The organism is Bradyrhizobium barranii subsp. barranii (assembly GCF_017565645.3).
Taxonomy (GTDB): domain Bacteria; phylum Pseudomonadota; class Alphaproteobacteria; order Rhizobiales; family Xanthobacteraceae; genus Bradyrhizobium; species Bradyrhizobium barranii.
This window is the reverse complement of sequence record NZ_CP086136.1, coordinates 3,826,362-3,852,073: the sequence shown is the minus strand read 5'-3', so window position 1 is coordinate 3,852,073 and position 25,712 is coordinate 3,826,362. Positions and strand designations below refer to the sequence as shown.

Annotated in this window: 25 protein-coding genes and 1 pseudogene; 13 read left to right on the top strand and 13 right to left on the bottom strand. The window is 63.2% G+C overall.

The window, feature by feature from the left end; translation table 11 throughout:
- Nucleotides 1–9 precede the first annotated feature (9 nt).
- The 5 genes from J4G43_RS18245 to J4G43_RS18225 form a co-directional block, all read right to left on the bottom strand.
- Complete coding sequence (locus tag J4G43_RS18245) at nucleotides 10–1,509, bottom strand: tripartite tricarboxylate transporter permease (protein ID WP_208085820.1); 1,500 nt, start codon at nucleotides 1,507–1,509, stop codon at nucleotides 10–12.
- Nucleotides 1,509–1,991, bottom strand: a complete 483-nt coding sequence (locus tag J4G43_RS18240; RefSeq protein ID WP_208085819.1) for a tripartite tricarboxylate transporter TctB family protein — start codon at nucleotides 1,989–1,991, stop codon at nucleotides 1,509–1,511. Before J4G43_RS18240 ends, J4G43_RS18245 begins: the two co-directional genes overlap by 1 nt.
- Entirely contained in the window at nucleotides 1,988–2,956 is a 969-nt protein-coding gene (locus tag J4G43_RS18235; RefSeq protein ID WP_208085818.1) for a Bug family tripartite tricarboxylate transporter substrate binding protein, read from the bottom strand. The genes J4G43_RS18240 and J4G43_RS18235 overlap by 4 nt, the downstream gene beginning before the upstream one ends.
- Before the next feature lie 103 nt (nucleotides 2,957–3,059).
- A complete protein-coding gene (locus J4G43_RS18230; RefSeq protein WP_038956279.1) occupies nucleotides 3,060–3,902 on the bottom strand; it encodes an IclR family transcriptional regulator in 843 nt (280 codons plus the stop codon).
- A gap of 216 nt (nucleotides 3,903–4,118) precedes the next feature.
- Complete coding sequence (locus tag J4G43_RS18225) at nucleotides 4,119–6,248, bottom strand: acetate--CoA ligase family protein (protein WP_071915547.1); 2,130 nt, start codon at nucleotides 6,246–6,248, stop codon at nucleotides 4,119–4,121.
- Nucleotides 6,249–6,595: 347 nt separating this feature from the next.
- Between J4G43_RS18225 and J4G43_RS18220 the strand changes: the two genes are divergently transcribed.
- The 4 genes from J4G43_RS18220 (at nucleotide 6,596) to J4G43_RS18205 (ending at nucleotide 12,071) form a co-directional block, all read left to right on the top strand.
- Nucleotides 6,596–7,291: a GntR family transcriptional regulator gene (locus tag J4G43_RS18220; RefSeq protein WP_166105920.1), complete on the top strand. Its 696-nt coding sequence runs from the start codon at nucleotides 6,596–6,598 to the stop codon at nucleotides 7,289–7,291.
- Between the two features lie 74 nt (nucleotides 7,292–7,365).
- A complete protein-coding gene (gene oxc, locus J4G43_RS18215) occupies nucleotides 7,366–9,099 on the top strand; it encodes an oxalyl-CoA decarboxylase (protein ID WP_071915548.1) in 1,734 nt (577 codons plus the stop codon).
- A gap of 66 nt (nucleotides 9,100–9,165) precedes the next feature.
- On the top strand, nucleotides 9,166–10,443 hold the full coding sequence (gene frc, locus J4G43_RS18210; RefSeq protein ID WP_063984521.1) for a formyl-CoA transferase: 1,278 nt from the start codon (nucleotides 9,166–9,168) through the stop codon (nucleotides 10,441–10,443).
- Nucleotides 10,444–10,793: 350 nt separating this feature from the next.
- Complete coding sequence (locus tag J4G43_RS18205) at nucleotides 10,794–12,071, top strand: MFS transporter (protein ID WP_208085817.1); 1,278 nt, start codon at nucleotides 10,794–10,796, stop codon at nucleotides 12,069–12,071.
- A 250-nt stretch (nucleotides 12,072–12,321) separates the two neighbouring features.
- On the opposite strand, the gene bioB is transcribed toward J4G43_RS18205, so the two are convergent.
- Nucleotides 12,322–13,308 carry a biotin synthase BioB gene (gene bioB, locus J4G43_RS18200; RefSeq protein ID WP_208085816.1) on the bottom strand — a complete coding sequence of 329 codons (987 nt, stop codon included), beginning with the start codon at nucleotides 13,306–13,308 and terminating at the stop codon, nucleotides 12,322–12,324.
- Between the two features lie 306 nt (nucleotides 13,309–13,614).
- On the opposite strand from bioB, the gene J4G43_RS18195 reads away from it, so the two are divergent.
- Nucleotides 13,615–13,797 (top strand): hypothetical protein, encoded by a 183-nt coding sequence (locus J4G43_RS18195; protein WP_208085815.1) that lies wholly within the window; start codon nucleotides 13,615–13,617, stop codon nucleotides 13,795–13,797.
- 194 nt (nucleotides 13,798–13,991) lie between these two features.
- Here J4G43_RS18195 and J4G43_RS18190 read toward each other — a convergent pair whose 3' ends face one another.
- The 4 genes from J4G43_RS18190 to J4G43_RS18175 all read right to left on the bottom strand — a co-directional run bounded on the left by J4G43_RS18190 (nucleotide 13,992) and on the right by J4G43_RS18175 (nucleotide 15,894).
- Nucleotides 13,992–14,216, bottom strand: coding sequence for a hypothetical protein (locus tag J4G43_RS18190; RefSeq protein ID WP_028151477.1), 225 nt, complete (start codon nucleotides 14,214–14,216; stop codon nucleotides 13,992–13,994).
- Nucleotides 14,217–14,270: 54 nt separating this feature from the next.
- A complete protein-coding gene (locus J4G43_RS18185) occupies nucleotides 14,271–14,513 on the bottom strand; it encodes a hypothetical protein (protein WP_063984523.1) in 243 nt (80 codons plus the stop codon).
- A gap of 97 nt (nucleotides 14,514–14,610) precedes the next feature.
- Complete coding sequence (locus J4G43_RS18180; protein ID WP_028151479.1) at nucleotides 14,611–14,820, bottom strand: cold-shock protein; 210 nt, start codon at nucleotides 14,818–14,820, stop codon at nucleotides 14,611–14,613.
- 333 nt (nucleotides 14,821–15,153) lie between these two features.
- Nucleotides 15,154–15,894, bottom strand: a complete 741-nt coding sequence (locus J4G43_RS18175) for an alpha/beta hydrolase family protein (RefSeq protein ID WP_249814848.1) — start codon at nucleotides 15,892–15,894, stop codon at nucleotides 15,154–15,156.
- Between the two features lie 357 nt (nucleotides 15,895–16,251).
- Between J4G43_RS18175 and J4G43_RS18170 the strand changes: the two genes are divergently transcribed.
- Nucleotides 16,252–16,941, top strand: coding sequence for a hypothetical protein (locus tag J4G43_RS18170; protein WP_208085813.1), 690 nt, complete (start codon nucleotides 16,252–16,254; stop codon nucleotides 16,939–16,941).
- Between the two features lie 152 nt (nucleotides 16,942–17,093).
- Here J4G43_RS18170 and J4G43_RS18165 read toward each other — a convergent pair whose 3' ends face one another.
- Nucleotides 17,094–17,336, bottom strand: a complete 243-nt coding sequence (locus J4G43_RS18165) for a helix-turn-helix domain-containing protein (protein ID WP_071917595.1) — start codon at nucleotides 17,334–17,336, stop codon at nucleotides 17,094–17,096.
- A gap of 11 nt (nucleotides 17,337–17,347) precedes the next feature.
- Nucleotides 17,348–17,905, bottom strand: coding sequence for a DUF2975 domain-containing protein (locus J4G43_RS18160; RefSeq protein WP_208085812.1), 558 nt, complete (start codon nucleotides 17,903–17,905; stop codon nucleotides 17,348–17,350).
- Nucleotides 17,906–18,052: 147 nt separating this feature from the next.
- On the opposite strand from J4G43_RS18160, the gene J4G43_RS18155 reads away from it, so the two are divergent.
- Nucleotides 18,053–18,490 carry a DUF2147 domain-containing protein gene (locus tag J4G43_RS18155; protein WP_208085811.1) on the top strand — a complete coding sequence of 146 codons (438 nt, stop codon included), beginning with the start codon at nucleotides 18,053–18,055 and terminating at the stop codon, nucleotides 18,488–18,490.
- 182 nt (nucleotides 18,491–18,672) lie between these two features.
- A complete protein-coding gene (locus tag J4G43_RS18150) occupies nucleotides 18,673–19,116 on the top strand; it encodes an SRPBCC family protein (protein WP_208085810.1) in 444 nt (147 codons plus the stop codon).
- Between the two features lie 171 nt (nucleotides 19,117–19,287).
- On the opposite strand, the pseudogene J4G43_RS18145 reads toward J4G43_RS18150, so the two are convergent.
- Nucleotides 19,288–20,354: pseudogene (locus tag J4G43_RS18145) on the bottom strand (Hsp70 family protein).
- 347 nt (nucleotides 20,355–20,701) lie between these two features.
- Between J4G43_RS18145 and J4G43_RS18140 the strand changes: the two are divergent.
- From J4G43_RS18140 to J4G43_RS18120, 5 genes are all read left to right on the top strand, one after another.
- Nucleotides 20,702–20,839, top strand: coding sequence for a hypothetical protein (locus J4G43_RS18140; RefSeq protein WP_166098301.1), 138 nt, complete (start codon nucleotides 20,702–20,704; stop codon nucleotides 20,837–20,839).
- Between the two features lie 245 nt (nucleotides 20,840–21,084).
- Nucleotides 21,085–22,377, top strand: a complete 1,293-nt coding sequence (gene oxlT / locus J4G43_RS18135; RefSeq protein ID WP_063984527.1) for an oxalate/formate MFS antiporter — start codon at nucleotides 21,085–21,087, stop codon at nucleotides 22,375–22,377.
- A 263-nt stretch (nucleotides 22,378–22,640) separates the two neighbouring features.
- Complete coding sequence (gene oxlT / locus J4G43_RS18130; protein ID WP_208085809.1) at nucleotides 22,641–23,978, top strand: oxalate/formate MFS antiporter; 1,338 nt, start codon at nucleotides 22,641–22,643, stop codon at nucleotides 23,976–23,978.
- A 178-nt stretch (nucleotides 23,979–24,156) separates the two neighbouring features.
- On the top strand, nucleotides 24,157–24,585 hold the full coding sequence (locus J4G43_RS18125; RefSeq protein ID WP_063984529.1) for a CBS domain-containing protein: 429 nt from the start codon (nucleotides 24,157–24,159) through the stop codon (nucleotides 24,583–24,585).
- Nucleotides 24,586–24,683: 98 nt separating this feature from the next.
- On the top strand, nucleotides 24,684–25,703 hold the full coding sequence (locus J4G43_RS18120) for a 2-dehydropantoate 2-reductase (RefSeq protein ID WP_063984530.1): 1,020 nt from the start codon (nucleotides 24,684–24,686) through the stop codon (nucleotides 25,701–25,703).
- Nucleotides 25,704–25,712 lie beyond the last annotated feature (9 nt).

Genomic DNA, 25,712 nt, shown 5'->3' with positions numbered 1-25,712 from the left:
CCGGGACGGCTAGTCCTCGTTCGCCTTGAAGCGCCCCATCCCCTTCAGCACGAACGGGGCCAGCAGCGCAACCAGCGCAATGCCGAGCAGCGTCGCCGAGATCGGGCTCTGGAGCAGCGTCATGGGATCGCCGAGGCTGATCGCAAGCGCGCGGCGCAGCTGGCTCTCGGCGATCGGACCGAGGATCAGGCCGACGACGACGGGCGCGATCGGAAAGTCGAACCGGCGCATCAGGAAACCGAGCACACCGAAGCCGGCCAGCATCGACAATTCGACGACCGACGGCTTTGCGGCGATGGTGCCCATGGTCGCGAACACGAGAATGCCGGCATAGAGCCAGGGCTGCAAGATCGCGAGCAACCGCACCCACAGGCCGACCAGCGGCAGATTGAGCACCAGCAACATGCAATTGGCGATGAAGAGACTGGCGATCAGGCCCCACACGAGGTCAGGCCGCTCGGCAAACAGGAGCGGCCCCGGGTTGAGGCCGTACTGCTGGAACCCCGCCAGCATCATCGCGGCCGTCGCCGAGGTCGGCAATCCCAGCGTCAGCAGCGGCACCAGCGTGCCGGCGGCGGAGGCGTTGTTGGCGGCCTCCGGTCCCGCGACGCCTTCGATCGCGCCCTTGCCAAATTCTTCCGGATGTTTTGTGAGCCGCTTCTCGGTGGAATAGGACAGAAAGGTCGGAATCTCCGCGCCGCCCGCGGGCAGCGCGCCGATCGGGAAGCCGAACATGGTGCCGCGCAGCCACGGCTTCCACGAGCGCTTCCAGTCTTCCTTGGTCATCCACAGCGAGCCGCGCACCGGCTCGAGCTTTTCCTCGGTGTGGTGGCGGCGCGATGCGACGTAGAGCGCCTCGCCGACCGCGAACAGGCCGACCGCGAGCGTCGTCACCTCGACGCCGTCGAGCAGCTCGGGGACGCCGAACGCAAGCCGCGCCTGACCCGTCAGCTTGTCGATGCCGACGAGGCCCTGCGTCAGGCCGATGAAGAGGCTGGTCAGGCCGCGGACCGGGGAATCGCCGAAGGTTGCCGACACCGTGACGAAGGCGACGCACATCAGCGCGAAGTAATCCTCGGGGCCAAAGCGCACCGCGAAATCGACCAGCCACGGCGCGAGGAACGCGAGCCCGATGGTGGCGATGGTGCCGGCGACGAAGGAGCCGATCGCGGATGTCGCAAGCGCCGGCCCGCCGCGGCCGGCCTTGGCCATCTTGTTGCCTTCGAGCGCGGTTGCCATCGAGGCACTCTCGCCGGGCGTGTTGATCAGGATCGCGGTGGTCGATCCGCCATACATGCCGCCATAGTAGATGCCGGCGAACATGATCAGCGAGCCGCCGGGGTCGAGCTTGTAGGTCACCGGCAGCAGCAGCGCGACCGTCAGCGCCGGGCCGATGCCCGGCAGCACGCCCACGGCCGTGCCAAGGAACACGCCGATCAGCGCGTAAAGCAGGTTCATCGGCTGGACGGCGACCGCCATGCCGTGGGCCAGCGCGGCAAAGGTGTCCATCACAGCAGTCGCTCCAGCGGACCGGTCGGAAGGCTCAGCGTCAACAGCCGGTCGAACGCGAGATAGATGAGGGTGGACATCACGAGGGCGATGATGCTGTCGACGACGATGGCACGCCGCCCAAACGCCGCCGACGTCGTCACGAACAGCGCCGACGTCGCCAGGATGAAGCCGCCGCCGAAGCCGATGATGGCAATGAGGAGCGCGAGGCCAACCAGGATCAGAATCACAGGCACGGGATCGGCGCTCTCGCGCGCCGGCAGATTGCCGCGCAGCGCGTCGATGAAATTGCCGATCGCGAGCAGCGCAAGGCCGGTGGCGACCACGACCGGCATTGCCTCCGGTCCCATCCCGTACATCGCAGTGGATTGCAGCCCGCGCGCGTCCCAGACCAGCACCGCGGCGAGGCCTGCGAGCAATACAGCGATGACGATGCCGGCGCGATCGACGCGCCGCGGCTGGGCGGGATCGCCTGAGGTCATGACTTGACCAGGCCGACCGATTTCAGCACGTCGGTGACGCGCACGGTTTCCTTCTTCAGGAAGTCGGCGAAGGCGTCGCCCCCGAGATAGGCATCCTCCCAGCCCTTCTGCTTGAGGATCTCCTTCCAGGCGTCCGACTTCACCATCTTCTCGACCGCATCGCTCAGCGTCTTGCGCTGCTCCGGCGTGATGCCGGGAGGCGCGACCACCGAACGCCAATTGGCGATCACGAGGTCGATGCCTTGCTCCCTAAAGGTCGGGATGTCGCTCCCGGCGATGCGCTTCTCCGAGGTCACGCCGATCGCGCGCAGCTTGCCGGATTTGATCTGCCCTTCATATTCGCTCAGCCCCGAAATGCCCGCGGTGACCTTGCCGCCGAGGATTGCCGCCAGCGATTCGCCACCGCCGGAGAACGGGATGTAGTTGATCTTCTTCGCATCGGCGCCGACGGCGCCCGCGAACAGCGCCGCCATGACATGGTCGACGCCGCCGGCCGAGCCGCCGGCGAAGGTCACCTTGGCGATGTCGGCTTTCACCGCGGCGGCGAGATCCTGCGCGGTCTTGATAGGCGAATTCGCCGGCACAACGATCACCTGGATTTCCTCGGTGAGGCGCGCGATCGGCGTCACCTGCTCGAGCGTGACCGGCGATTTGTTCATGGCGAGCGCGCCCACCATGACGAAGCCGTTGACCATCAGCTGGTTGCCATCGCCCTTGGCGCCGTTGACGAACTGCGCGATGCCGATGCTGCCGCCGGCGCCGGGAACGTTGGTGACCTGCACGCTGCGCGCGACGCCCGCGGCAACCAGCGCCTGCTGCATCGAGCGCGCGGTCTGGTCCCAGCCCCCGCCCGGGGCCGCCGGCGCCATCAGCTTGAGCTCCAGCGGCTGGGCGAAGGCCGGCGTGGCTGCCGCAAGGGTCAACGCGACGGCTGCGCCGACAAGGCGCGCGGGAAATTGAAACATGAGGGTATTCTCCGGGCTCGTGCGGACGTCGTTGATCGGTTGCCGCATTGTGTCATTTAGTCGCATATCAGCCAAAACGGGCAGCGACAGGCCCGGTTCCTTGTTAGCCAGACTTCGGCATCACCCCGCCGAGCGCGACGGTCAATTCGCCGGCGACTTCGCGCACGATTTGGCCGATTTCCGGCAATCTGTCGTCGGTCAGGCGGCTGGTCATGCCCGAGACGGAAATCGCCGCGAGCGGCTCGGCGCAGTCGTTGTAGACCACTGCGGCAATACAGCGCAGGCCCATACAGGCTTCTTCATCGTCGAGCGCAAAACCCTGCTTGCGGATCTTCTCGAGCTCCTTGAACAGATCGCCCGGCCGCACGATCGACTTCTCGGTCAGGCGGGGCATGCCGTGATGGCGGATGACCGCGCCGACGTCCTCGTCCGAATAAGTCGCGAGCACTGCCTTGCCGACGCCTGACGTCACCATGGCGACGCGACCGCCGACCTGGGTCAGCGAGCGCATGATCTCGCGGCTCTCCATGCGGGTCAGCACGATGATGAACTCGTCGTCGACGACGGCGAGGTTGGCGGTCTCGCGGGTGAGATCGCGCAGCTTGCGCAAGTAAGGAATCGCCTGCGTGGAGAAATTGCGCCGCCGGGCGAAACTTGCACCCACCGTGAAGCTGCGCACGCCGACATGCCATTTGGATTCGGCGCGGTCGAACTGCACGAAGCGGCGGCTCTCCAGCGTCGCCAGCAGGCGGTGCACGGTCGAGGCCGACAGGCCCGTGCGGACGGCGAGGTCGCTGAGGCGATAGCCTTCGTCGTCTTCGGCCAGTGTTTCCAGGATCGACAGCGCGCGGTCGACCGACTGCACGCCGCCATCGCGCGCGTCGTGGTCGGCCTCCGATGGCGATCGAGGCTCGAGCGATTTGCGCCGGATCACGTTCTTGCTCATCGCGACCTGACCGTTCTCCCTCGCCCTGTTCTTATTTCCCTCTCCCCGCTTGCGGGGAGAAGGCCAGGGTGAGGGGGAGTCTCCGCAAGGACGGTGACAGTTAGACTCGTGGAGAGTCCCCCTCACCCGAATTGCTTCGCAATTCGACCTCTCCCCGCGCGCGGGGAGAGGTGAATAACCACCCGCTCCGGATCATACCGAAGCGTCTTCGTCGTCTCAGAGCAGCCCCGCGCCGCGCGCCCACTTGTACTTGGCGCCGAGCACCTCGACCGGCAGCTCGGTGGAGTACGCGTAGGCCGGGATGCCGTTCTGGTAGAGATATTCGGCGGCTTCCTCGACCTCGACGTCGCCGGCGAGCGAGGCGACGATCGGCTTCACGAAGCCCTTGGCCTCCATCTCCTTCTTCACCTCGACCATGTTGCGGGCGAACACCATCGGGGGCGTGACGATGGTGTGCCAGTAGCCGAGGATCAGCGAATGGATCCGCTCGTCCGACAGGCCGAGCTTCACCGTGTTGACGTAGGTGATCGGCGGCTCGCCGCCGGTGATATCCACAGGATTTCCGGCCGCACCGAACGGCGGGATGAACTTGCGGAAGGCCGCATCCAGATCCGGCGGCATCGACATCAGCGACAGGCCGTTGTCGACGCAGGAGTCCGACAGCAGCACGCCCGAGCCGCCCGCACCGGTGATGATCAGCACGTTCTCGCCCTTCGGCGTCGGCAGCACCGGCACGCCACGGGCGAATTCGAGCAGCTGCCGCAACGAGCGGGCCCGGATCACGCCGGACTGCGCCAGGACGTCCTCGTAGATCTTGTCGTTACCGGCGAGCGCGCCGGTATGCGACGAGGCCGCCTTTGCGCCGGCCGAGGTGCGGCCGGCCTTGAGCACGATGACCGGCTTCTTCTTGGAGACGCGCTTGGCGGCTTCCGCGAAGGCGCGGCCGTCCTTGAGGTCTTCGCAGTGCTGCGCGATCAGGTTCGTGTTCGGATCCTGCTCGAAGAAGGCGAGCAGATCGTCCTCGTCGATGTCCGACTTGTTGCCGAGGCCGACGATCGCCGAGACGCCCATCTTGGCCGAGCGCGAGAAGCCGATGATGGCCATGCCGATGCCGCCCGACTGCGACGACAGCGCGGCGTGACCCTTGACGTCATAGGCCGTACAGAAGGTCGCGCAGAGATTGGCCGGCGTGTAGTAGAAGCCGTAGATGTTCGGCCCCATCAGGCGGATGTCGTACTTTTTGCCGACCTCGACGATCTCGGCCTGAAGCTCCGGCGCGCCGGCTTCAGCGAAGCCCGACGGAATCAGCACCGCACCCGGGATTTTCTTCTCGCCGCATTCGGTGAGCGCCGCCGCCACGAACTTCGCGGGGATCGCGAACACGGCCGTGTCGATCACACCCGGAACGTCCTTGACGCTCTTGTAGGCCTTGTAGCCGAGGATCTCGGCGGCCTTGGGGTGGATCGGATAGATGTCGCCCTTGTAGCCGCCGTTGATGAGGTTCTTCATCACGGAGTTGCCGATCTTGCCGTCCTCGGCGGAGGCGCCGACCACGGCGACCGCCTTCGGCTGCATGATGCGGCTCATGGCCGCGACGATCTCTTCGGTCGGGCGCGGCTTCGGCTTGGGCACATAGGCGAAGTCGACGACGATACGCACGTCGGCGGCGATCGCGTCCTTGGCCGTCGCGAACACCGGGTTGAGATCGAGCTCGACGATTTCAGGGAAATCGGTGACGAGCTGCGAAACCTTGACGATGACGTCGGCGAGCGCCGTACGGTTCACCGGCTCTCCGCCGCGAACGCCCTTCAAAATCTCATGCGCCTGGATACCGTCGAGCATCGAGAGCGCGTCTTCCTTGGTCGCGGGCGCGAGGCGGAAGGTGATGTCCTTCAAGACTTCGACCAGCACGCCGCCGAGGCCGAAGGCGACCAGCTTGCCGAACGAGCCGTCGGTGATCGAGCCGACGATGACTTCGGTGCCGCCGGCCAGCATCTGCTGCACCTGGACGCCCTCGATCTTGGCATCGGACTTGTACTTCTTGGCGTTGGAGAGAATGGTCTCGTAGGCCTTCTCGGCATCCTCGGCCGTCTTGAGGCCAACGATGACGCCGCCGGCTTCGGTCTTGTGGAGAATGTCCGGCGAGACGATCTTCATCACCACCGGGAAGCCCATCGAGGAGGCCATTTTGCCGGCCTCACCCGCCGACCTCGCCACGCCCTCCTTCGGCACCGGAATGCCGTAGGCGTCGCAGACCAGCTTGCCTTCCGGCGCGGTCAGGCTGGTGCGGTTGTCCGCCTTGACCTGGTCGAGCACTTTGCGGACGGCATCTTTGGAATTGGACATATGGCTTCTCCCTTGACCTCAGTTCGTTCTTTCAAAGCGCGCGCGTGTAGCGGCTGCCCGTGATGCTTGCCATTCGCCGCGCTCTGTTCCATGTCGCGGAACGGAGTGGCATAAAGCCCACATTACTCCGTCGCTTTGGATCAAAAATGGCTGGCGATGGCATTTGGTATGCCAGAAGCCAACTTGTCAAGCTGCTGCATGACTTGGAACGCCGCAAAAAATAGCCAGCTTGACATTCTGGCATGTGGTATGCCAAAAACTTTCCCGTTAATAATCCTGTAAAAGACGACTCCCACTGGAGGAGATTCGTCGTGTCACTGCGGAAACCAACCAAGGCGTTGCCGAACATGACCGAGGCAGATATCGCAATCGTTCGTATTGCCCCGGAGAGCAGCTTCAAGAACAAGGCGTATGACGCCTTGAAGGAAGCCATCCTCAAGATGGACATCTACTCGACGCCCGAGCCGGTGATGCTCGACGAGCGCGCGCTGTCCGAACGCCTGGGTGTGAGCCGCACCCCGATCCGCGAAGCCATCGCGATGCTCGAGCAGGACGGCTTCGTGAAGACCGTTCCGCGCCGCGGCATCATGGTGGTGCGCAGGACCAAGAGCGAGATCGTCGACATGATCCGCGCCTGGGCGGCGCTGGAGAGCATGGCGGCCCGCCTGATCACCACCACCGCACGCAAGAAAGACATCACGGCGCTGCGCGACTACTTCAAGGATTTCGGCAAGGACCGCCTGCCCGAGGATCACGTCGAAGAATATTCGCGCGCCAACATCGCCTTCCACCAGGCGCTGATCTCGCTGTCGGAATCGCCGGTGCTGGTCGATCTCACCAACGACCTGCTGCTGCACGTGCGCGGCTACCGCCAGCTCACCATCGGACGCAAGGATCGCACCGCCACTTCGCTGCCCGAGCATCTCAGCATGATCGAAGCACTGGAAGCGCGCGACACCGAGCTCGCCGAGAAGCGCGCCCGCGACCACACCCTTGGCCTTGCCGCTTACGTCGAAGCGCACGGTCAAGAACTGTTCACCTAGCAACGTTCACCAGAAGGGCGAGCCATTCGCCCACAAAGCCTAAAACGGCATATGAGACCAGGGAGACAAGGCCCATGCTGAATACCGCGACCAAGTCCGAAGCACCGGGCACCGAGCAGGAATTGACGGATGGTTTTCATCTCGTCATCGACGCGCTCAAGCTGAACGGCATCAACACCATCTATAATGTGCCGGGCATCCCGATCACGGATTTGGGCCGCATGGCGCAGGCCGAAGGCATTCGTATGATCTCCTTCCGCCACGAGCAGAACGCCGGTTACGCCGCAGGCATCGCCGGTTACCTCACCAAGAAGCCGGGCATCTGCCTCACGGTGTCCGCGCCCGGCTTCCTCAACGGTCTCACCGCGCTCGCGCACGCCACCACCAACTGCTACCCGATGATCCTGATCTCGGGCTCCTCCGAGCGCGAGATCGTCGACCTCCAGCAGGGCGACTACGAAGAGATGGACCAGCTCGCGATCGCCAAGCCGCTGTGCAAGGCGGCCTATCGCGTGCTGCACGCCCAGGACATCGGCATCGGTCTCGCCCGCGCGATCCGTGCCGCCGTCTCCGGCCGTCCCGGCGGCGTCTATCTCGACCTGCCGGCAAAACTGTTCGGCCAGGTGATGAACGCCGATGCCGGCCAGAAGTCACTGGTCAAGGTGATCGACGCCGCGCCCGCGCAAATCCCCTCGCCCGCTTCGATCAAGCGCGCGCTCGACGTGCTCAAGGCGGCGAAGCGTCCGCTCATCATCCTCGGCAAGGGCGCGGCCTACGCGCAGGCCGACGAGGAGATCAAGTCGTTCGTCGAGAAGAGCGGCGTGCCGTTCCTGCCGATGAGCATGGCCAAGGGCCTCCTCCCCGACACGCATCCGCAATGCGCTGGAGCCGCGCGCTCCACGGTGCTGAAAGAATCCGACGTCGTGCTGCTGATCGGCGCCCGGCTGAACTGGCTGCTCTCGCACGGCAAGGGCAAGAGCTGGGGCGAGACCCCGAAGAAGTTCATCCAGGTCGACATCGAGCCGCGCGAGATGGACTCCAACGTCGAGATCGTCGCGCCCGTGGTCGGCGACATCGGCTCGGTCGTATCGGCCTTCAATCAGGCGATCAGCACGGGTTGGACCGCGCCGCCGGCCGAATGGACCAAGGCCATCGTGTCCAAGCGTGACGAGAACGTCGCCAAGATGGCGCCGAAGCTCATGAACAACAAGTCGCCGATGGATTATCACGGCGCGCTCGGCGTGCTGAAGAACGTGATCAAGGATCACCCGGAGGCGATCCTCGTCAACGAGGGCGCCAACACGCTCGACCTCGCCCGCGGCGTCATCGACATGTACAGGCCGCGCAAGCGCCTCGACGTCGGCACCTGGGGCGTGATGGGCATCGGCATGGGCCAGGCGATCGCGGCTGCGCTCGAGACCGGCCATCCCGTGCTGGCGGTGGAAGGCGACTCGGCCTTCGGCTTCTCCGGCATGGAGGTCGAGACCATCTGCCGCTACAACCTGCCGATCTGCATCGTCATCTTCAACAATGACGGCATCTATCGCGGCACAGACGTCAACAGCGTCAACGCCGATCCGGCGACGACCGTGTTCGTCAAGGGCGCGCGTTACGACAAGATGATGGAAGCCTTCGGCGGCGTCGGCGTGAATGCCACCTCGCCCGACGAGCTCAAGCGCGCCGTCAACGAGGCGATGGCCTCGGGCAAGCCGACGCTCATCAACGCGGTGATCGATCCGGCCGCGGGCTCGGAGAGCGGCCGCATCGGCAACCTCAATCCGCAGAGCGTTCTGCAGAAGAAAAAGTAAGTCCTCCCCTTCAACCCTTAATTCCCTGCGGTTTGCGGGGGCAGACAGAGTATACGGAGCAACACGATGACCAAAGCGCTCAAGGGCGTTCGCATTCTCGACTTCACCCACGTCCAGTCCGGACCGACCTGCACGCAGCTGCTGGCATGGTTCGGCGCCGACGTGATCAAGGTGGAACGTCCGGGCGTGGGCGACATTACCCGCGGCCAGCTGCAGGACATCCCGAACGTGGACAGCCTGTATTTCACCATGCTCAACCACAACAAGCGCTCGATCACGCTCGACACCAAGAACCCCAAGGGCAAGGAAGTCCTCACCGAGCTGATCAAGAAGTGCGACGTGCTGGTCGAAAACTTCGGCCCCGGCGTGCTCGACCGCATGGGCTTCCCCTGGGAGAAGATCCAGGCGATCAACCCGAAGATGATCGTCGCCTCGATCAAGGGCTTTGGCCCTGGCCCCTACGAAGACTGCAAGGTCTATGAGAACGTCGCGCAGTGCACCGGCGGCGCCGCCTCGACCACCGGCTTCCGCGACGGCCTGCCGCTCGTCACCGGCGCGCAGATCGGCGACAGCGGCACCGGCCTGCACCTGGCGCTCGGCATCGTCACCGCGCTCTATCAGCGCACGCATTCGGGCAAGGGCCAGAAGGTCACCGCCGCGATGCAGGACGGCGTGCTCAACCTCGCCCGCGTCAAGCTGCGCGACCAGCAGCGCCTCGCGCATGGTCCGCTCAAGGAATACAGCCAGTTCGGCGAAGGCATTCCGTTCGGCGACGCCGTGCCGCGCGCCGGCAACGATTCCGGCGGTGGTCAGCCCGGCCGCATCCTGAAGTGCAAGGGCTGGGAGACCGATCCCAACGCCTACATCTACTTCATCACCCAGGCCCCGGTCTGGGAGAAGATCTGCGACGTGATCGGCGAGCCCACCTGGAAGACCGATCCGAACTACGCCAAGCCGGCCGTCCGCCTGCCGCGCCTCAACGAGATCTTCGCCCGCATCGAACAGTGGACGATGACCAAGACCAAGTTCGAGGCGATGGAGATCCTCAACAAGGACGACATCCCCTGCGGCCCGATCCTGTCGATGAAGGAGATCGCCGAGGACCAGTCGCTGCGCGCCACCGGCACCGTGGTCGAGGTCGATCACCCGACCCGCGGCAAGTACATCTCGGTCGGCAACCCGATCAAGCTGTCGGATAGCCCGAGCGAGGTGGAGCGCTCCCCCCTGCTCGGCGAGCACACCGACGAGATCCTGCGCAGCGTGCTCGGCTTCAGCGATCACCAGGTCGCCGACATCCACAAGTCCGGCGCGCTCGAGCCGCCGCAGAAGCAGGCCGCTGAGTAAGCCGCACCACGTTGAACGAGACGAAAGGGCCGCCCGAAGGGGCGGCCCTTTTTGCTTCAGAAGACCGTGCGGTCGCGGCTGTGACTAAAAAATGGAAAAACAACCCCATGCACAGTAGCTAACCTGTTGGCTTTAAACGATTTCGCATTTCACGAAACCTCTTTTGACACGTCGGGCAAAACAGGGGTATTATGCCATCATCCGAAAAGTGAATGTTTTGCGCGGCGACGAGCACTTCGCAGCACGATCGAGGTGATTATCTCGAGACAAAAGGCCGCCGGTTTCGTCGGCGAGCTCCGGCATAGCCTTCGGCTTTTTCAGAAAATTCATTTCATCGAAGGGATTTGGCCATGCTTGCTGAATTCATCGCACGGCATGCGGCAGCGCGAAACATCCATTACGGCTGGGTGATGGCTGCACTGGGATTTCTCTATTCGCTATTTGCAAGCTCGGCGCTCGGCGTGCCCAGCGTCCTGATGCGGGAGATCGCTTCTGACATCGGCGTCAGCATGAGCGAGTTGTCTGCATCGCAAGGACTTCGCTTCGCGCTGTTCGGACTGGCGGCGCCGTTCGCCGGCGGCTTGATGCTCCGCTACGGTCCGCGGATGATGCTGTCGATCGCCGGAACGCTGGCGCTGGCCGGACTGCTGCTGACGATCGTCATGACGAACCGGTTCGAAATGTGGCTCGGCCTCGGGCTTATTCTCGGCATCGCGCCGGGGCTCACGGCCCTGCAACTTGCCGCGGTCATCTCGGTACGCTGGTTCACGACCCATCGGGGATTGGTGGTCGGCCTCCTGAACGGATCAATCGCAACCGGCACTTTGATCTTCATGCCGCTGGGCGCGTGGATCGCTGAGAATTGGGGCTGGCGCGTCGCGCTTGTTCCGTCCGGATTCGGTCTTCTCGTCTCGCTCGTCCTCTTTCTGCTGCTCGGGAAGGACCGCCCCCAGGAATTGGGGCTGGCGCCACTCGGAGAGACGGCGATGCCGCCGGTGCCCGCAATTCCCGCGCAGAACTTTGCGGCAATCAGTTTCCGGGGCCTGCGCCTGGCATCAACCCGTCTGGTGTTCTGGGTGCTGGCGCTGACGTTCCTCATCTGCGGTGTATCCAGCTACGGGCTGACATCGACACACTTCGTGCCATTCTGCGGCGATCTCGGCTTGCCGGTCGTGACATCAGCAGGTTTGCTCGCCATGATCGGGGTGTTCGATCTGATCGGTACGATCGGATCGGGATTGCTGTCCGACCGCTACGACAACCGATGGCTGCTGGCGATCTATTACGGCTTTCGCGGACTTGCGTTGATCTGGCTCGTGGAGTCCAACGCAACGTTGGGAGCGATGAGCGCGTTCGCGATACTCTACGGCCTGGATTTCATCGCGACTGTTCCGCCTACGGTGAAGTTGACGGTCGGTACGTTTGGGCGGGAGATGGGGCCGGTGGTCTTCGGCTGGATTTTTGCCGCCCACCAGCTCGGCGTTGGCCTGATGGCATTTGCCGCGGGCGTCAGCAGAGATACGCTAGGGACTTATGTGCCGGCGTTTCTTCTCGCCGGGGTCCTCTGCCTTTTGGCCGCTGCAGCCTTTGCGCTGGTGAAGGATCCGGCGGTTCCGGCTCCCGCATAACGGACCTCTCTCGCCCCGCCGCAGAAGCAGGCTGCTGAGTAAGCGGGACCATCAGAGAAGACGAAGGGCCGCCGATTTCGGCGGCCTTTCTTTGTCTGGCGTTGGCTAGAGTCTTTCCCGTTCCGATGGAATCGGAACGGGGCTCTAGATTCTTGTTTTGACGCGTTTTCTTGACGCGAACCGGCATCCACTTCGCTCGAAAACGCTCTAATCCGGAAAGCGCACAGTGGCTTTCCAGAGGGATCACGCTTCAGAGCGCCTCCAGTCCGAGCCGGCGGAACAACTTTCGATCGGCTTCGTCCTGCGGATTGCCCGCCGTCAGCAGCGTGTCGCCGACAAAGATCGAGTTTGCACCGGCAAAGAAGCACAGCGCCTGCATCTCGTCGGTCATCGCCGACCGCCCCGCCGAGAGTCGCACGAAAGAGGCCGGCATCATGATACGCGCCAGCGCGACAATGCGCACGAACTCGATCGGACCTATCGGCGTCGCCTTCGACATCGGCGTTCCCGGAATCGGGATCAGCATGTTGATCGGCACGCTCTCCGGCGCTTCCGGGAGGTTGGCGAGCGTAACCAGCATGTCGACGCGGTCCTGTTCGCTCTCACCCATGCCGAGAATTCCGCCGCAGCACACTTTCATGCCGGCCTCGCGGACATGCTCCAGCGTATCGAGACGATCGGCGAATGTGCGGGTGGAGGTAACGCTCGGATAGAAGCGCTCCGAGGTATCGATATTATGATTGTAGTAATCAAGCCCGGCAGCACTCAGCCGGTCGGCCTGATCCCGGTCGAGCATGCCGAGCGTCATGCAGGTCTCGAGCCCAAGCTCCTTCACGGCTCCGACGACCTCGACAATGGCATCCATGTCGCGCGGCTTCGGATTGCGCCAGGCCGCCCCCATGCAATAACGCGTCGCGCCGCTGTCTTTTGCCTTGCGTGCCTCGGCAACGATCTTCCCGACCTCCATCAACTTGGAGGCTGCAAGAGCTGTCGCATGATGCGACGACTGGCTGCAGTAACCGCAGTCTTCCGGACAACCACCTGTCTTGATGTTCAGTAGCCGGCTCAACTGCACGCGATTTGGGTCAAAATGCTCCCGATGTACGGATTGTGAACGGAAGAGCAGATCGTTGAAGGGAAGCTGGTAAGCCGCCCATGCATCTTCACCAGTCCATCTTTGAGACCTTTGCGGTCTTTCCTTCGCGGGGATTGTCTCCCCGTCGTTCACACCGAGCATTACAGATCTCCTGACATTGCGGCGGGACAATCGCACTATCGCAAACCTGGCGCCAGTCCGCAGGGGTCCTTGGAACAAAAGCGACGGCGTGCCATTGTTGTCTAAGCCGGCGTGCTATCCCGACGTACGAGCAACGCAGCCGCCAAGGCGAGGGACTGAAACACATCGCAAAAGCATCTGCGCAACGCTGCAGAATTGGCCTTCTTCTCGCCCCGAAAGGTAGCAAGCCCACGCACAGCGTTTGCGGGTGGGAGGCGTCGGCCAGCACCTGTCCTGTCACAGCTTGTTGATCAAAACGAGGTCGAAATGTTGAGAGATCAATCCTCGGATCGGGCCAAGCGTGAAGCCAACAAGGCGTTCAAGCCTGTCAAAACGCAGAAGCCGATCAATGACTATGCGAAGGACCAGCACTCCTTCAACGAGAATCGCGAGCGGCTGAAAGCGGAGCGACTGGCCCGCGAGGCCGAGCCGAAGGACCGCTCTAAATAGGACGCGTCACGATGTTGCATCCGCGCGATGAAGGCTGGCGCTGAGCGCGTCGCGTCGAAATCGACGCCTGACCGAAAGCGCGATGAGATCGGAATGAATCGTCATCGCGCTTTAGGTTATTGTTTGAGCATGATCTTTTCGGAAAACCGCTTCGCACTTTGCGCTAACGCGGCCCTTCGGGTCCGGATCATGCTTTAGAGCATCGAGAGCACGACGATCCCGTCTTCAAGCTCCCCGGAGGCCAGTCGGCTCCGCGCGATGCGCTCGAACTCCGTCCGGTATTTCTGAAGATAGCTGAAGGCCTGCTTCTGCGTCTGGAACGTGGTCGCAAGGCGGCACATCTGCCGGCCTGCGCCAAGCGCGAGAAAGAAGGTGATTGTGCCGCCGCTGTCCGACTTGATCCTAGGCACGATCCGCACTCTGTGGCATGTGACCGGCCCTCTCCAGATTTTCGTCGACGCAGTTGAATTCGACTATCGCGTCAGCTTTCTCTTGCGCTTCGTCAGGGTTGGTGCCGGCAGCGATGCTTGAAGAGTTGCGTCGGCCGCTTCCTTGGCTTCGCGCAGTTCGCGAAGCCGCGCCATGTTCTTGCGAACATCGACGGCCTGTCTCTCGACGTCCGCCATTGCCCGCGTTCCCTCCTCGGCAGCCAAACGCTGACGGTTGGTACGCGCAATGCTTTGGGGTGACGGTTCAGCCGACTTCTTGCCGCTCATGCTTCACCCACTCCCGCAACGGACAAAACCCGCTCAATCCCTGGGATCGAGCGGGCAGCGTGGCCGTTTCAGTACATCCGTGAAACGGCGCAGGATCTTAGGCCAGCGAGAGATTCTCTGCGCTGACCTTGCCTCGCATCTTGTCGGTCTTGGCCTCGAAGTTGACCTTCTGGCCCTCGGCGAGACCTGAGAGACCAGCCCGCTCGACTGCGCTGATGTGAACGAACACATCGTTGCCGCCGTCGTCGGGCTGAATGAATCCAAAGCCCTTTTGGCCGTTGAACCACTTCACGGTACCTGTCGTCATTATTCTTCTCCAAAGCGCATACGCGCACATTCCGCGTGACACTCACGCAGAACCAGATTCAATTCGTCGATGTCTCTGGAAAAGGAGCCCGCGGGCGCATTCAACAAGGCACAGCGGCTGAACGAACAGCACCAACGTATACCTCATCGGCGCCAGTTGCAAGGCTTGGCGGGATTTAATGCCTCGTGGGCTTCGGCGGAACAATTCGGACTTTGCGGATTCAGGCCTGAAAGGCGCCTGAGGCAAGGTGAATTCCGCGTTCGCAGCCGCGATTTGGTGCCGGCCAACTGTGTTGACCCGAGAGCGTCGACAGGATGCCGCGCTATCGAGCGCTCACCGTACGCCACCAGCAAGCTGCTCTCGGAAGAACCGCACCACGGCAACGTCGAACTCGCGGTGAAAGGCGGCCCGGTCAAAGCCCTCGGGATCAGAGCAAACCTGGGGCCTCAATGCTGCGAGTTCTGCCGTACAGGGTGGCAGAAATGCATAATGACCGGCCCGCACGACGTGAATGTCGGGCTTACCCGGCAGACTGCCCGTCACGCGCGCGACGCCTGCCGCGTCTACGCCTCCGCCGCCCAGCTCGGATCGCCAAACCTGTAGCGGGGCTCCGATGCCCGCCAGATTCTCGGGCGTGAATGAAAAACTCACGGCAGGATCGGCGATCACCGCAGCCTTGATCCGGGCATCGTGTGGCGGATCGGGAGGAAACTCGCCAGCGCGCAGCTCCTCGCAGACCGCTGACTTGTTCTCTTGCTTACAGACAAGCCTACGAAAATCGGGCTGACCGCCGACCAGAACGAGTCCAGTGAAGGCGCCGAGGGAAAAGCCAAAGAGGCCTACCCTGGCAGGATCGATTGCGGCCTTGTCCTTCCACTCGTGCAGCATGAAATCGAGGAGGCGGACCATATGTGCCGGACGCGACGTCCAGACAGACATCCCGCGCTCCGACATGTCGTTGGTATTGTTGCCGGGATGGTTGATCGCAGCGACGATAAAACCGGCGTTCGCCAGCGCTTCTATGATGTCGAGGTGAAGTGCGAAGTAGCCGCTATTTCCATGGGAGACGATCACCAATGGCAGCCTCGTGCCCGTGACGGGACAGTCCTTCGCTCCCTCCAGCCAATCGACTGTGGGCACCGAAAGGCTGCCAACACGTGCCGGCTCCGCCGCGCAGGGATACCAGATCGCGCCTGACAGTGCGGGGTCGGATTGGAGAAGCTGAATGCCTGCAGCCTTCGCAGGCGAGCCAAGGCAACAGAGCGTGACAGCGAAAGCCCAAAGCGTGCTGCGCAACGGAAGTCCCCCTGATCCCGGCCGCAAAACTGACCGGAGAACGGTAGCGGAATTGTGGCTTGAACTCGCTAAGCGTGGACGACTTGCTTCCTCCGTTGGCGTCAAGGCAAAGTGCTGGAAAACAGGGAGGTCAGCATGTCACTGCTTGGCAAGGCCGCCGTCGCGATGTGGTGGAGCGTCCGCCACGAGCAGCGCGCGGAGTTCGGCGACTGGCATTCCCACGAACATTTTCCCGAGCGGATGAGCATTCCCGGCTTCCGGCGCGGATCGCGCTGGACCAGCACGACGGACACCGACGGCTTCTTCGTGCTGTACGAGCTGGAGCGGTACGAGGTGCTCACGTCGAAGGGATATCTCGACCGGCTCAACGCGCCGACGCCGTGGTCGACCAAGATGATGCCGCACCATCTCGGCATGGTCCGCAGCCAGTGCCGCGTCGCCGCCAGCTTTGGCGGCGGCGTCGCGACCTCGCTCGCCACCATCCGGCTTTCGCCGGAGGCCGGGCGCGAGGCGGAGTTGCAGACACATCTCTCGGAGACGCTCGGCGCATTGGCGCAGATGCCGGGACTGACCGGCGCCCACCTCCTCCTGACCGACACGCCCCGCACCAGCTCGCCCACCACCGAGCAGCAGATCCGCGGCAAGGACGGCGCCGCCGACTGGATCATGCTGCTGTCAGGTTACGATGCCGAGGCGATCGAGCAAGTGGCCGCCGACCGACTTTCGCCGGCGGCGCTTGGCACTCTGGGCGCGCAGGACAATCCGACGATCGGCCGCTACCGGCTCGCCTTCACGATGACGCCGCAGGATGTGGCAACGATCTGACGGATCGGTCGTCCGGCCGGCCGCGAGGTAGATCTCGCACCAGGCGAGCTCGATTCAATTGAGCGCGCAAACGGCCAACCGTTGCACATGGGGGATGTGTTTCAGGTTCTCGCGTGCAGCACGAAGGCGGACAAGGCTTGCCAAGTGTGAGCTCAGCTCCCCTCGCCTGCATCCTCATCGCTGCCCTCCTCGCCTGCGACATATTCGAGGATGTCTCCGGGCTGACAATCGAGCTCGCGGCAGATCGCGGCCAGGGTCGAGAAGCGCATCGCCCTCGCCTTGCCCGTTTTCAGGACCGACAGGTTCTGGATGGAAATGCCGATTGCGTCGGCGAGGTCCCCGAGGCGGCGCTTCCGCTTCGCAAGCATGACATCGAGGTTCACGACGATCGGCACAAGCATTCACCTCAGATCGTCAGCTCGTTTTCGGACTGCAGCAGGATGGCGTGCTCGATGACGAATTTCAGCGCCATCAGGAACATCCCGCCCGCGATCGTGCCGATGTCGACGTTGTAGGACGGCAGGAAGAACTTGACGTCGCCGATCTCGTGCAAGGCATAAGCCACCGCGTTGCTGGTGATCAGGTCGATGAACGGCCAGATCACCAGAATGATCCCCATCCACCACACGCCCTGAAGCGTCTCGGACGCGAAGATCCGGCCGCGTGCGAATCGGTGCACCATACGGTGCAGGATGCCGATCAACACGGCGAAGAACGAGAGCTGAAGCGCAAATAGCGTCCAGAACAACAGCTGCCCCGGGCGCGACATCGCGAGCGGATTGGCGACAAGGCCTGCGCATTTCACCTGGTCGGGACCAAGGCTCGCCGCGATCGAGGCGGAGGCGGTCGTGCTCCGGAGATAGGCGAGCCACACCACCACCGGCAGTGCCGCCCAGATCGCCCAGAACGCAAGATCGAGACGCCGGAACCAGCTCTGCCGGGCCTCGCGTACCGATATCTCCACCACACCCATCTCCAAGCACTCCGCAATTTCCAGGCAACCATCCTCCCCCAATATGCATGTTCCGCGCGATTGACTCAACCTTAAGCGCGATATATTGATCGTTTATCATGAAATATTTCATGACAATTGATCCAATATGGAGCCCCCATGCGTTCCACCCTCGTCCGGCACCAGCTCGCAGCGCTGTTGTCCATCTCCCCGCTTGGAAACGCCGAAGCCGCAACGGCCAGCGGTCCCGCCGGCGTCTGGCTGACACAGTCGGGCGACGCGAGGATCAAGGTGAGCCGTTGCGGCAATGCGCTATGCGGCCGGGTCGTCTGGCTGAAGGAGCCGATCGACAAGAAGACGGGCAAGGCGCAGCTCGACGACCATAACGCCGATCCTGCATTGCGCGCCCGGAAGATCGTCGGCATCTCCCTGTTCATCGACATGCAGGCGGCCGGCGCCAATCAATGGTCGGGCAGGATCTACAACGCCGACGACGGAAAGACCTATGCGAGCACCGTCACCTTGCTGCCATCCGGCAGTCTCAACGTCCGGGGCTGCATGGGAACGTTGTGCGCAGGTGAAGACTGGACGCGGTGAGCGGCAACCCGATCCAAAACAACTTCCAACAACTTCAAAGGCAACATCAAAGGCCGCCGGTTTCGGCGGCCCCCGTTTATCTGCGATGCCATGTCGGATCGGCGGCATCCCGGTCGTCCTTGAGACATGAATGGGCCGTAGACGCCAAGGTCGGGCCCATCAATGCAAGAGGATGAAGGAACATGCCCAGCACTGTACGTCTGCACCGCGTTCTCTCGACCAGTCCGGAGAAAGTCTATCGCGCCTTCCTCGAGGCGGATGCGCTGGCGAAATGGCTTCCGCCGAACGGCTTTACCTGCACCGTCCATCACCTCGAGCCCAAGGTCGGGGGCACGTTCAAGATGTCGTTCCGGAATTTCACGACGGGCAACAGCCACGCCTTCGGCGGCGAATATCTCGAGCTCGTCCCCGGCGAACGTCTCCGCTACACCGACAAGTTCGACGACCCCAATCTGCCCGGCGAAATCCAGGTAACCGTGACGCTGAAGAGGGTCTCGGTCGGCACCGAGGTCGACATCACCCAGGCCGGTATCCCTGACGTCATCCCGCCGGAGGCCTGCTATCTCGGCTGGCAGGAATCGCTGCGAAACCTCGCAAGGCTCGTGGAGCCGGAGATCAATCAGTAGCGGCGACATCAGTATCGTAGGGTGGGCAAAGCGCAGCGTGCCCACCGATGCTCTCTCAACCTCGGAAAGATGGTGGGCACGGCGCTCCGCGCCTTTGCCCACCCTACGGCACTGATGACAGCTCTCTCCGTCGTCATTGCGAGCAGCCAAGCAATGGCGGCTGTTGCCGGGCTACGAGCCCGCCTTCGGCGTAATCCCACCGCTTGCGGTCCATCGATCGGGGTCGGGGCTGTGTCCGATCAGCGCGAGGCCGTAGGCGATCGACTCGAACTGATCGCCTGACATCAGCCGCTCGTTGCCGAACCGGTCGGCGAACAGCTTTCGCACCGCCGGCACGAACGAGGTGCCGCCGGTCAAAAACACCTTCTCCACCTCGCGCGCGGTGATGCCGGCTTCGCCCAGCACCTTGTCGACGGTGGCGCCCAGCCTGGCGATGTCGTCGGCAATCCAGGATTCAAAATTCTTTCGCGTGATGGTCGAACCGATATCGACGCCACCGCCCTTGAAGCGGAAGTCCACCTCGTCGTGGCCCGACAGCGCGACCTTGGCGTCGGACACTGCGCGGTACAGCGAGAAGCCGAGGTCGAGATCGACGATGGTGATGAAATCCTCGAGCAGCTTCGGCTTCAGCGCGGTGCGCGCAAGCTCCCGGAGCTCGCGCAGATCGCCATTGCTCTTCATCATCGCGAGCTGATGCCAGCGCGCGAGGTTGCTGTAGTGGCCGCTGGGGATCGGCAGCACCTTGTCGAACGAGCGGAAGCTGGAGCCCTTGCCCAGCCGCGGCGAGACGACGTGGTCGACGATGCGGTAATCGAACGTGTCGCCCGCGATCCCGATGCCGGCGTGTCCAAGCGGCTCGGCACGCAAGGCACCGCCCACGCGCGAGAAACGCATCACCGAGAAATCGCTGGTGCCGCCGCCGAAATCCGCAACCAGGACGGTGGCGTCGTGGTGTTGAAGCTGGAGCTCGCCGCAAACGTCTTGAACGACTGCAGGAAGCGGTAGACGTGGCGGCCTTCGAGGAACGTCTCGATGGCCCATGGACCGCCTTCGGCCTGGGCGCCGGCGCCCGGCCGATCCTCCCAGAAGCACAGCGCCGAGACGTAGACGCTGTGGCGCTGGCCGCCGTGATCGAAGCGGATGGCCTCGACCCGGCGATCGTCCGCCGCGATCGCGACGACCGTGTTGCTGGTCCCAAAATCGATGCCGATCGAGACGGCGGGCGAGGCGCTCGACATGAACCACTCTGACAGTTGATTGGAAAAGGGGGCAGACCACTAACGGCTTTGGCTGGGCCTGCCAAGACCTTGAATGTTGCGGTGCGGTTGGATTTGGAACCCGCGCGCCGCTCTGTCCGCGCTCATTTGCCTCCGTAATGGGGGCCTTTTGGGGCCGATCTCGCAATTCCAGCCGCCCGGCTGGCAATTTTGAGCTCGGTTCGGTCCCTTTAACGGATCATTATGCCGCAATGCGGGAGCATGCATGCTGCTATGCAATGGCATGCATGGACACTGGCATCTGGTATACGTAGATTGCCCTTCGAAATGAGACAGCATCACTGACCGTCTCGAGAAAGGGAATTCAGATGTCCAAGACCGCTTCCGTCGCGCTCGCCCCCTCCGCCTCGCTGTTCACCCGATTCCTGGCTGCGGTCGATCGCTTCCTGATGGCGAGCGCCGAGATTTCGAATCACAACGGCGACCTGCCCCGCTTCGGCCTATAAGCAGCGCCTCCCGCGCTGCAAGCGCGACGCGCCGGTTTCAGAACCGTCCACATACTACTTTTGATGAATGGCCCCGCAGCACGGGGCCATTTCTATTTGCGTTGTCCCGAGTCACAGCCGCAACCGATGAAGGTCCTGCGGCATTTGCGCACGGTGACCGGACCAGCGCTTGAACCTTGGCATAATGAATACAAGAATGCCTCTCCAGCGCTCGCAGAAAAATTAGAGGCGCCACGGGAGGCTTTATGACGGACATGGTGCAGGCAACGGTTCCAACCGCCGCGCGGGTTAGCGACACGTATCGCTGGGCGCAATTGGCGGTCGGTGTAGCGGCGATGGTGATGATCGCCAATTATCAATACGGCTGGACGTTCTTCGTCCCCGACATCCAGAAAAAGTTCGGCTGGGATCGCGCCTCGATCCAATGGGCCTTTACGCTCTTCGTACTGTTCGAGACATGGCTGGTGCCGGTCGAAGGATGGTTCGTCGACAAATACGGCCCGCGCATCGTCGTGCTCGTCGGCGGCGTGCTCTGCGCCATCGGTTGGGCGATCAATGCGCAAGCCACCACGCTCAACGGCTTCTATCTCGGCATGATCATCGCGGGCATCGGCGCCGGCGGCGTCTACGGCACCTGCGTCGGCAATGCGCTGAAATGGTTTCCCGACAAGCGCGGTCTTGCTGCCGGCATCACGGCGGCCGGTTTCGGCGCGGGCTCAGCGCTCACGGTTGCGCCGATTCAGGCCATGATCAAGGACAGCGGATTCCAGACCACCTTCCTGTATTTCGGGCTCGGCCAGGGCATCATCATCTGCATCCTCGCCTTCTTCCTCTACGCGCCGAAGGCCGGACAGGTGCCTCCCGTTGTGCAGAACGCTGCGTTGCAACAGACCCGCCGCAACTATCAGCCGACCGAAGTGCTGCGTCAGCCGATCTTCTGGCTGATGTACTTCATGTTCGTGATCGTCGGCGCCGGCGGCCTGATGGTGACGGCGAACCTGAAGCCGATCGCAGTCGACTGGAAGGTCGACAGCGTTCCGGTGACGCTGATGGCGGTGACGATGACCGCGGTGACGTTCGCAGCCACGATTGACCGCGTGCTCAACGGCCTGACGCGTCCGTTCTTCGGCTGGATCTCCGACATGATCGGCCGCGAGAACACGATGTTCATCGCCTTCGGCATGGAAGGGTTCGGCATCTGGATGCTCTACCTCTGGGGACACGACCCGCTCTGGTTCGTGTTGCTGTCGGGCTTCGTGTTCTTCGCCTGGGGTGAGATCTACTCGCTGTTCCCCTCGACCTGCACCGACACGTTCGGCGCCAAGTTCGCGACCACCAATGCGGGCCTGCTCTACACCGCAAAGGGCACCGCCGCGCTGCTTGTCCCGATCGCCAACTACATGCAGCAATCGTCGGGCACCTGGGACAGCGTGTTCATCATCGCGGCCGGCGCCAACATCCTGGCTTCGCTGCTGGCGATCATGGTGCTCAAGCCCTGGCGCAAGGTAGTGGTCGCGAAATCGACCGCCGCCGCCTGACGCGCTTCACCACAACTGCTTCAAGCACGACGCCCGGCCTCACGGCCGGGCGTTTTCGTTTTTGCAGAACCCGCCTTGGCTACCGCTGACGTGAAGGGAACCGCGCGCTTTTCTTGCGCTGCGTCACAAGATTGGGCTTGCCTTCTGGAATATGGTATACCAATGTCCCCGCCGCGCTTGCGACGATAAGCCACAATATTTGCGACACTGGGTCATCTTGCAATCCCAGGTCGCATTCAATCAGGCGCGTTGGGAGGTTATTGATGATTTCCAGCACGGACGGCGCCGTCACAGCTGCGCCTCTTCGCACCGGTTTCCGTTGGTTCCAGCTCGCCATGGGCATCGTCTGCATGGCGATGATCGCCAATCTGCAATACGGCTGGACGTTGTTCGTCGATCCGATTGACGCCAAGTATCATTGGGGCCGCGCGGCGATCCAGCTCGCTTTCACCATCTTCGTCGTCACCGAGACCTGGCTGGTGCCGATCGAGGCCTGGTTCGTCGACAAATACGGTCCGCGCATCGTCGTCATGTTCGGCGGCGTCATGATCGCGCTGTCCTGGGTGCTCAACTCCTACGCTGACTCGCTCACCCTGCTCTATGCCGCCGCGGTCGTCGGCGGCATGGGCGCCGGCGCGGTGTACGGCACCTGCGTCGGCAACGCGCTGAAATGGTTCCCCGATCGCCGCGGTCTCGCCGCCGGTGCGACCGCTGCCGGCTTCGGCGCGGGCGCCGCGCTCACCATTGTGCCGATCGCGACCATGATCGTAACGAGCGGCTACCAGCACGCGTTCCTCACCTTCGGCATCGGCCAGGGCCTGATCGTGTTCGTGCTCGCCTTCTTCATCCAGCCGCCGCGGATCTCGATCCCGCCGAAGAAGAAGCAGCTCAATCTGCCGCAGACCAAGATCGACTTCACCCCGCCGCAGGTGCTGCGCACCCCTATTTTCTGGGTGATGTATCTCGTTTTCGTCATGGTCGCCTCCGGCGGCCTGATGACCGCGGCGCAGATCGGCCCGATCGCGCACGACTTCAAGATCGCCGACACGCCGGTGACGCTCGCGGGCTTCCAGATGGCGGCATTGACGTTCGCGATCTCGCTCGACCGCATCTTCGATGGTTTCGGACGTCCCTTCTTCGGCTGGGTCTCCGACACGATCGGCCGCGAGCACACCATGTTCATCGCGTTCGGCACCGCGGCGGTAATGCTGCTGACGCTGTCGGCCTATGGAAACATACCGATCGTGTTCGTGCTCGCGACCGCGGTGTCCTTCGGCGTGTTCGGCGAGATCTACTCGCTGTTCCCCGCCACCTGCGGCGACACCTTCGGCTCGAAATACGCAACCACCAACAACGGCATGCTCTACACCGCGAAAGGCACGGCATCCCTGCTCGTCCCGCTCGCCAGCGTGATCTCGGCAACGTACGGCTGGAAGGCCGTGTTCGTGGTCGCAGTGGCGCTGAACGCGACGGCGGCGCTGACGGCGCTGTTCGTGATCAAGCCGCTGCGCCGCTCCTTCATCCTCGGCAAGGAAGCCGAGAGCGCCAGCGCCGCGACCGGCACCGCCAAGACCGGCAACGCCAAGACCGAGACAGCGTAGCGACCACACGCCTTTCAATCGGTCGAAAGGGGCGCAGCGATGCGCCCCTTTTCTTTTTGGCACGACGACAAACGTCAGTATTGCTGCCGCAAGAATTTTCGGATCAGCCAAATCGAATGCTTGACGATTGGCATTATGTATACCACACTTCCCCTGTCATTCACCTAGGGAGGTTGCAATGCTGGTCGGAGACATTCTGCGCAAGAAGACACCGCGCGTTGTCACGGTGCGAATGAACGAAACGGTGGGTATCGCCGCCAAGCTGATGCGCGCCAACAATATCAGCGCGCTGGTGGTCAAGGACGTGGTCCGCTCCGAAGGCAACACCGCGGTCGGCATGTTCACCGAGCGCGACGTGGTGCGCGCGGTCGCCGAGCATGGTGCCAACGCCATCAACGTCAAGGTCTCGCAGCTCGTGTCGGTGCAGCAGCTGGTGTCCTGCAGCTCCTCGGACACGATCGAGCACGTCCGGCATCTGATGAACCGCAATCACATCCGTCACCTGCCGGTCATCGACGATTACAGCCTCGTCTCCGTCATCAGCATGCGCGACATTGCTGCTGCCGTTGACGAAGCGATCAACGGCTCGCCGCAAGCAGCAGCTTAAAGCGTCACACTTCCCCTGCGACTACCGGCCCCGGCTCGGACCTCTCCGAGCCGGACCGGATCTTTCGTCCCAAAATTCCGGACACCCGCGAGGATTTCATGAAGATCTGCATCTACGGCGCCGGCGCGATCGGCGGATATCTCGGGGTTCAGCTCGCACGCGCTGGCGCCGACGTCAGCCTGGTCGCGCGCGGCGCCCACCTTGCCGCGATGCGTGAGCGCGGGCTGACCCTGCTCGCGGGCGAGGAGAAGCACACCGTGCATCCGCGCTGCACCGACGATCCCGCCGAACTCGGCGTGCAGGACTACATCATCATCACGCTGAAGGCGCATTCGATCACCGGCGTGATCGAGAAGATGCAGCCGCTGCTCGGGCCGCACACCCGCATCGTCACCGCCGTCAACGGCATCCCCTATTGGTATTTCTACAAGCACGGCGGCCAATACGAGAATTCGACGCTGGAGAGCATCGACCCCGGCGGACGGCAGTGGCGTGAGATCGGCGCCGAGCGCGCCATTGGCTGCATCGTCTATCCCGCCACCGAGATCGAAGCGCCCGGCGTGATCCGCCACGTCTACGGCAACAATTTCCCGCTCGGCGAGCCCTCCGGCGAAATCACCTCGGACGTGCAGCGCCTCGCCGATCTCTTCGTCGCCGCCGGGCTGAAAGCGCCGGTGCTCGACCGCATCCGCGACGAGATCTGGCTGAAACTCTGGGGCAATGTCTGCTTCAACCCGATCAGCGCGCTGACCCATGCAACGCTCGACGTGATCTGCACCGATCCCTCCACGCGTGCGCTGTCGCGCGCGATCATGGTGGAGACGCAAGGCATCGCCGAGACGTTTGGCGTCAAATTCCGCGTCGACGTCGAGCGCCGCATCGAGGGCGCCCGCAAGGTCGGCGCGCACAAGACCTCGATGCTCCAGGATCTCGAGCGCGGCCGTCCGATGGAGATCGACCCGCTCGTCACCGTGGTGCAGGAGATGGGCCGCCTCACCGGCATCGCCACGCCCGCGCTCGACTCGGTGCTGGCGATGGTGACCCAGCGCGCCCGCATCGCCGGCCTCTATGACGGCGTCTCAGCGCCTGCCGATCCCCGTGCACTGGCGGTGGCGTGATGGCGGGCG

What these genes read in the sequence shown, in the direction of transcription:
- J4G43_RS18245 (WP_208085820.1), bottom strand. Translation starts at nt 1,509, where the DNA reads ATGGACACCTTTGCCGCGCTGGCCCACGGCATGGCGGTCGCCGTCCAG.
- J4G43_RS18240 (WP_208085819.1), bottom strand. Translation starts at nt 1,991, where the DNA reads ATGACCTCAGGCGATCCCGCCCAGCCGCGGCGCGTCGATCGCGCCGGC.
- J4G43_RS18235 (WP_208085818.1), bottom strand. Translation starts at nt 2,956, where the DNA reads ATGTTTCAATTTCCCGCGCGCCTTGTCGGCGCAGCCGTCGCGTTGACC.
- J4G43_RS18230 (WP_038956279.1), bottom strand. Translation starts at nt 3,902, where the DNA reads ATGAGCAAGAACGTGATCCGGCGCAAATCGCTCGAGCCTCGATCGCCA.
- J4G43_RS18225 (WP_071915547.1), bottom strand. Translation starts at nt 6,248, where the DNA reads ATGTCCAATTCCAAAGATGCCGTCCGCAAAGTGCTCGACCAGGTCAAG.
- J4G43_RS18220 (WP_166105920.1), top strand. Translation starts at nt 6,596, where the DNA reads ATGACCGAGGCAGATATCGCAATCGTTCGTATTGCCCCGGAGAGCAGC.
- oxc (WP_071915548.1), top strand. Translation starts at nt 7,366, where the DNA reads ATGCTGAATACCGCGACCAAGTCCGAAGCACCGGGCACCGAGCAGGAA.
- frc (WP_063984521.1), top strand. Translation starts at nt 9,166, where the DNA reads ATGACCAAAGCGCTCAAGGGCGTTCGCATTCTCGACTTCACCCACGTC.
- J4G43_RS18205 (WP_208085817.1), top strand. Translation starts at nt 10,794, where the DNA reads ATGCTTGCTGAATTCATCGCACGGCATGCGGCAGCGCGAAACATCCAT.
- bioB (WP_208085816.1), bottom strand. Translation starts at nt 13,308, where the DNA reads ATGCTCGGTGTGAACGACGGGGAGACAATCCCCGCGAAGGAAAGACCG.
- J4G43_RS18195 (WP_208085815.1), top strand. Translation starts at nt 13,615, where the DNA reads ATGTTGAGAGATCAATCCTCGGATCGGGCCAAGCGTGAAGCCAACAAG.
- J4G43_RS18185 (WP_063984523.1), bottom strand. Translation starts at nt 14,513, where the DNA reads ATGAGCGGCAAGAAGTCGGCTGAACCGTCACCCCAAAGCATTGCGCGT.
- J4G43_RS18180 (WP_028151479.1), bottom strand. Translation starts at nt 14,820, where the DNA reads ATGACGACAGGTACCGTGAAGTGGTTCAACGGCCAAAAGGGCTTTGGA.
- J4G43_RS18170 (WP_208085813.1), top strand. Translation starts at nt 16,252, where the DNA reads ATGTCACTGCTTGGCAAGGCCGCCGTCGCGATGTGGTGGAGCGTCCGC.
- J4G43_RS18155 (WP_208085811.1), top strand. Translation starts at nt 18,053, where the DNA reads ATGCGTTCCACCCTCGTCCGGCACCAGCTCGCAGCGCTGTTGTCCATC.
- J4G43_RS18150 (WP_208085810.1), top strand. Translation starts at nt 18,673, where the DNA reads ATGCCCAGCACTGTACGTCTGCACCGCGTTCTCTCGACCAGTCCGGAG.
- J4G43_RS18140 (WP_166098301.1), top strand. Translation starts at nt 20,702, where the DNA reads ATGTCCAAGACCGCTTCCGTCGCGCTCGCCCCCTCCGCCTCGCTGTTC.
- oxlT (WP_063984527.1), top strand. Translation starts at nt 21,085, where the DNA reads ATGACGGACATGGTGCAGGCAACGGTTCCAACCGCCGCGCGGGTTAGC.
- oxlT (WP_208085809.1), top strand. Translation starts at nt 22,641, where the DNA reads ATGATTTCCAGCACGGACGGCGCCGTCACAGCTGCGCCTCTTCGCACC.
- J4G43_RS18125 (WP_063984529.1), top strand. Translation starts at nt 24,157, where the DNA reads ATGCTGGTCGGAGACATTCTGCGCAAGAAGACACCGCGCGTTGTCACG.
- J4G43_RS18120 (WP_063984530.1), top strand. Translation starts at nt 24,684, where the DNA reads ATGAAGATCTGCATCTACGGCGCCGGCGCGATCGGCGGATATCTCGGG.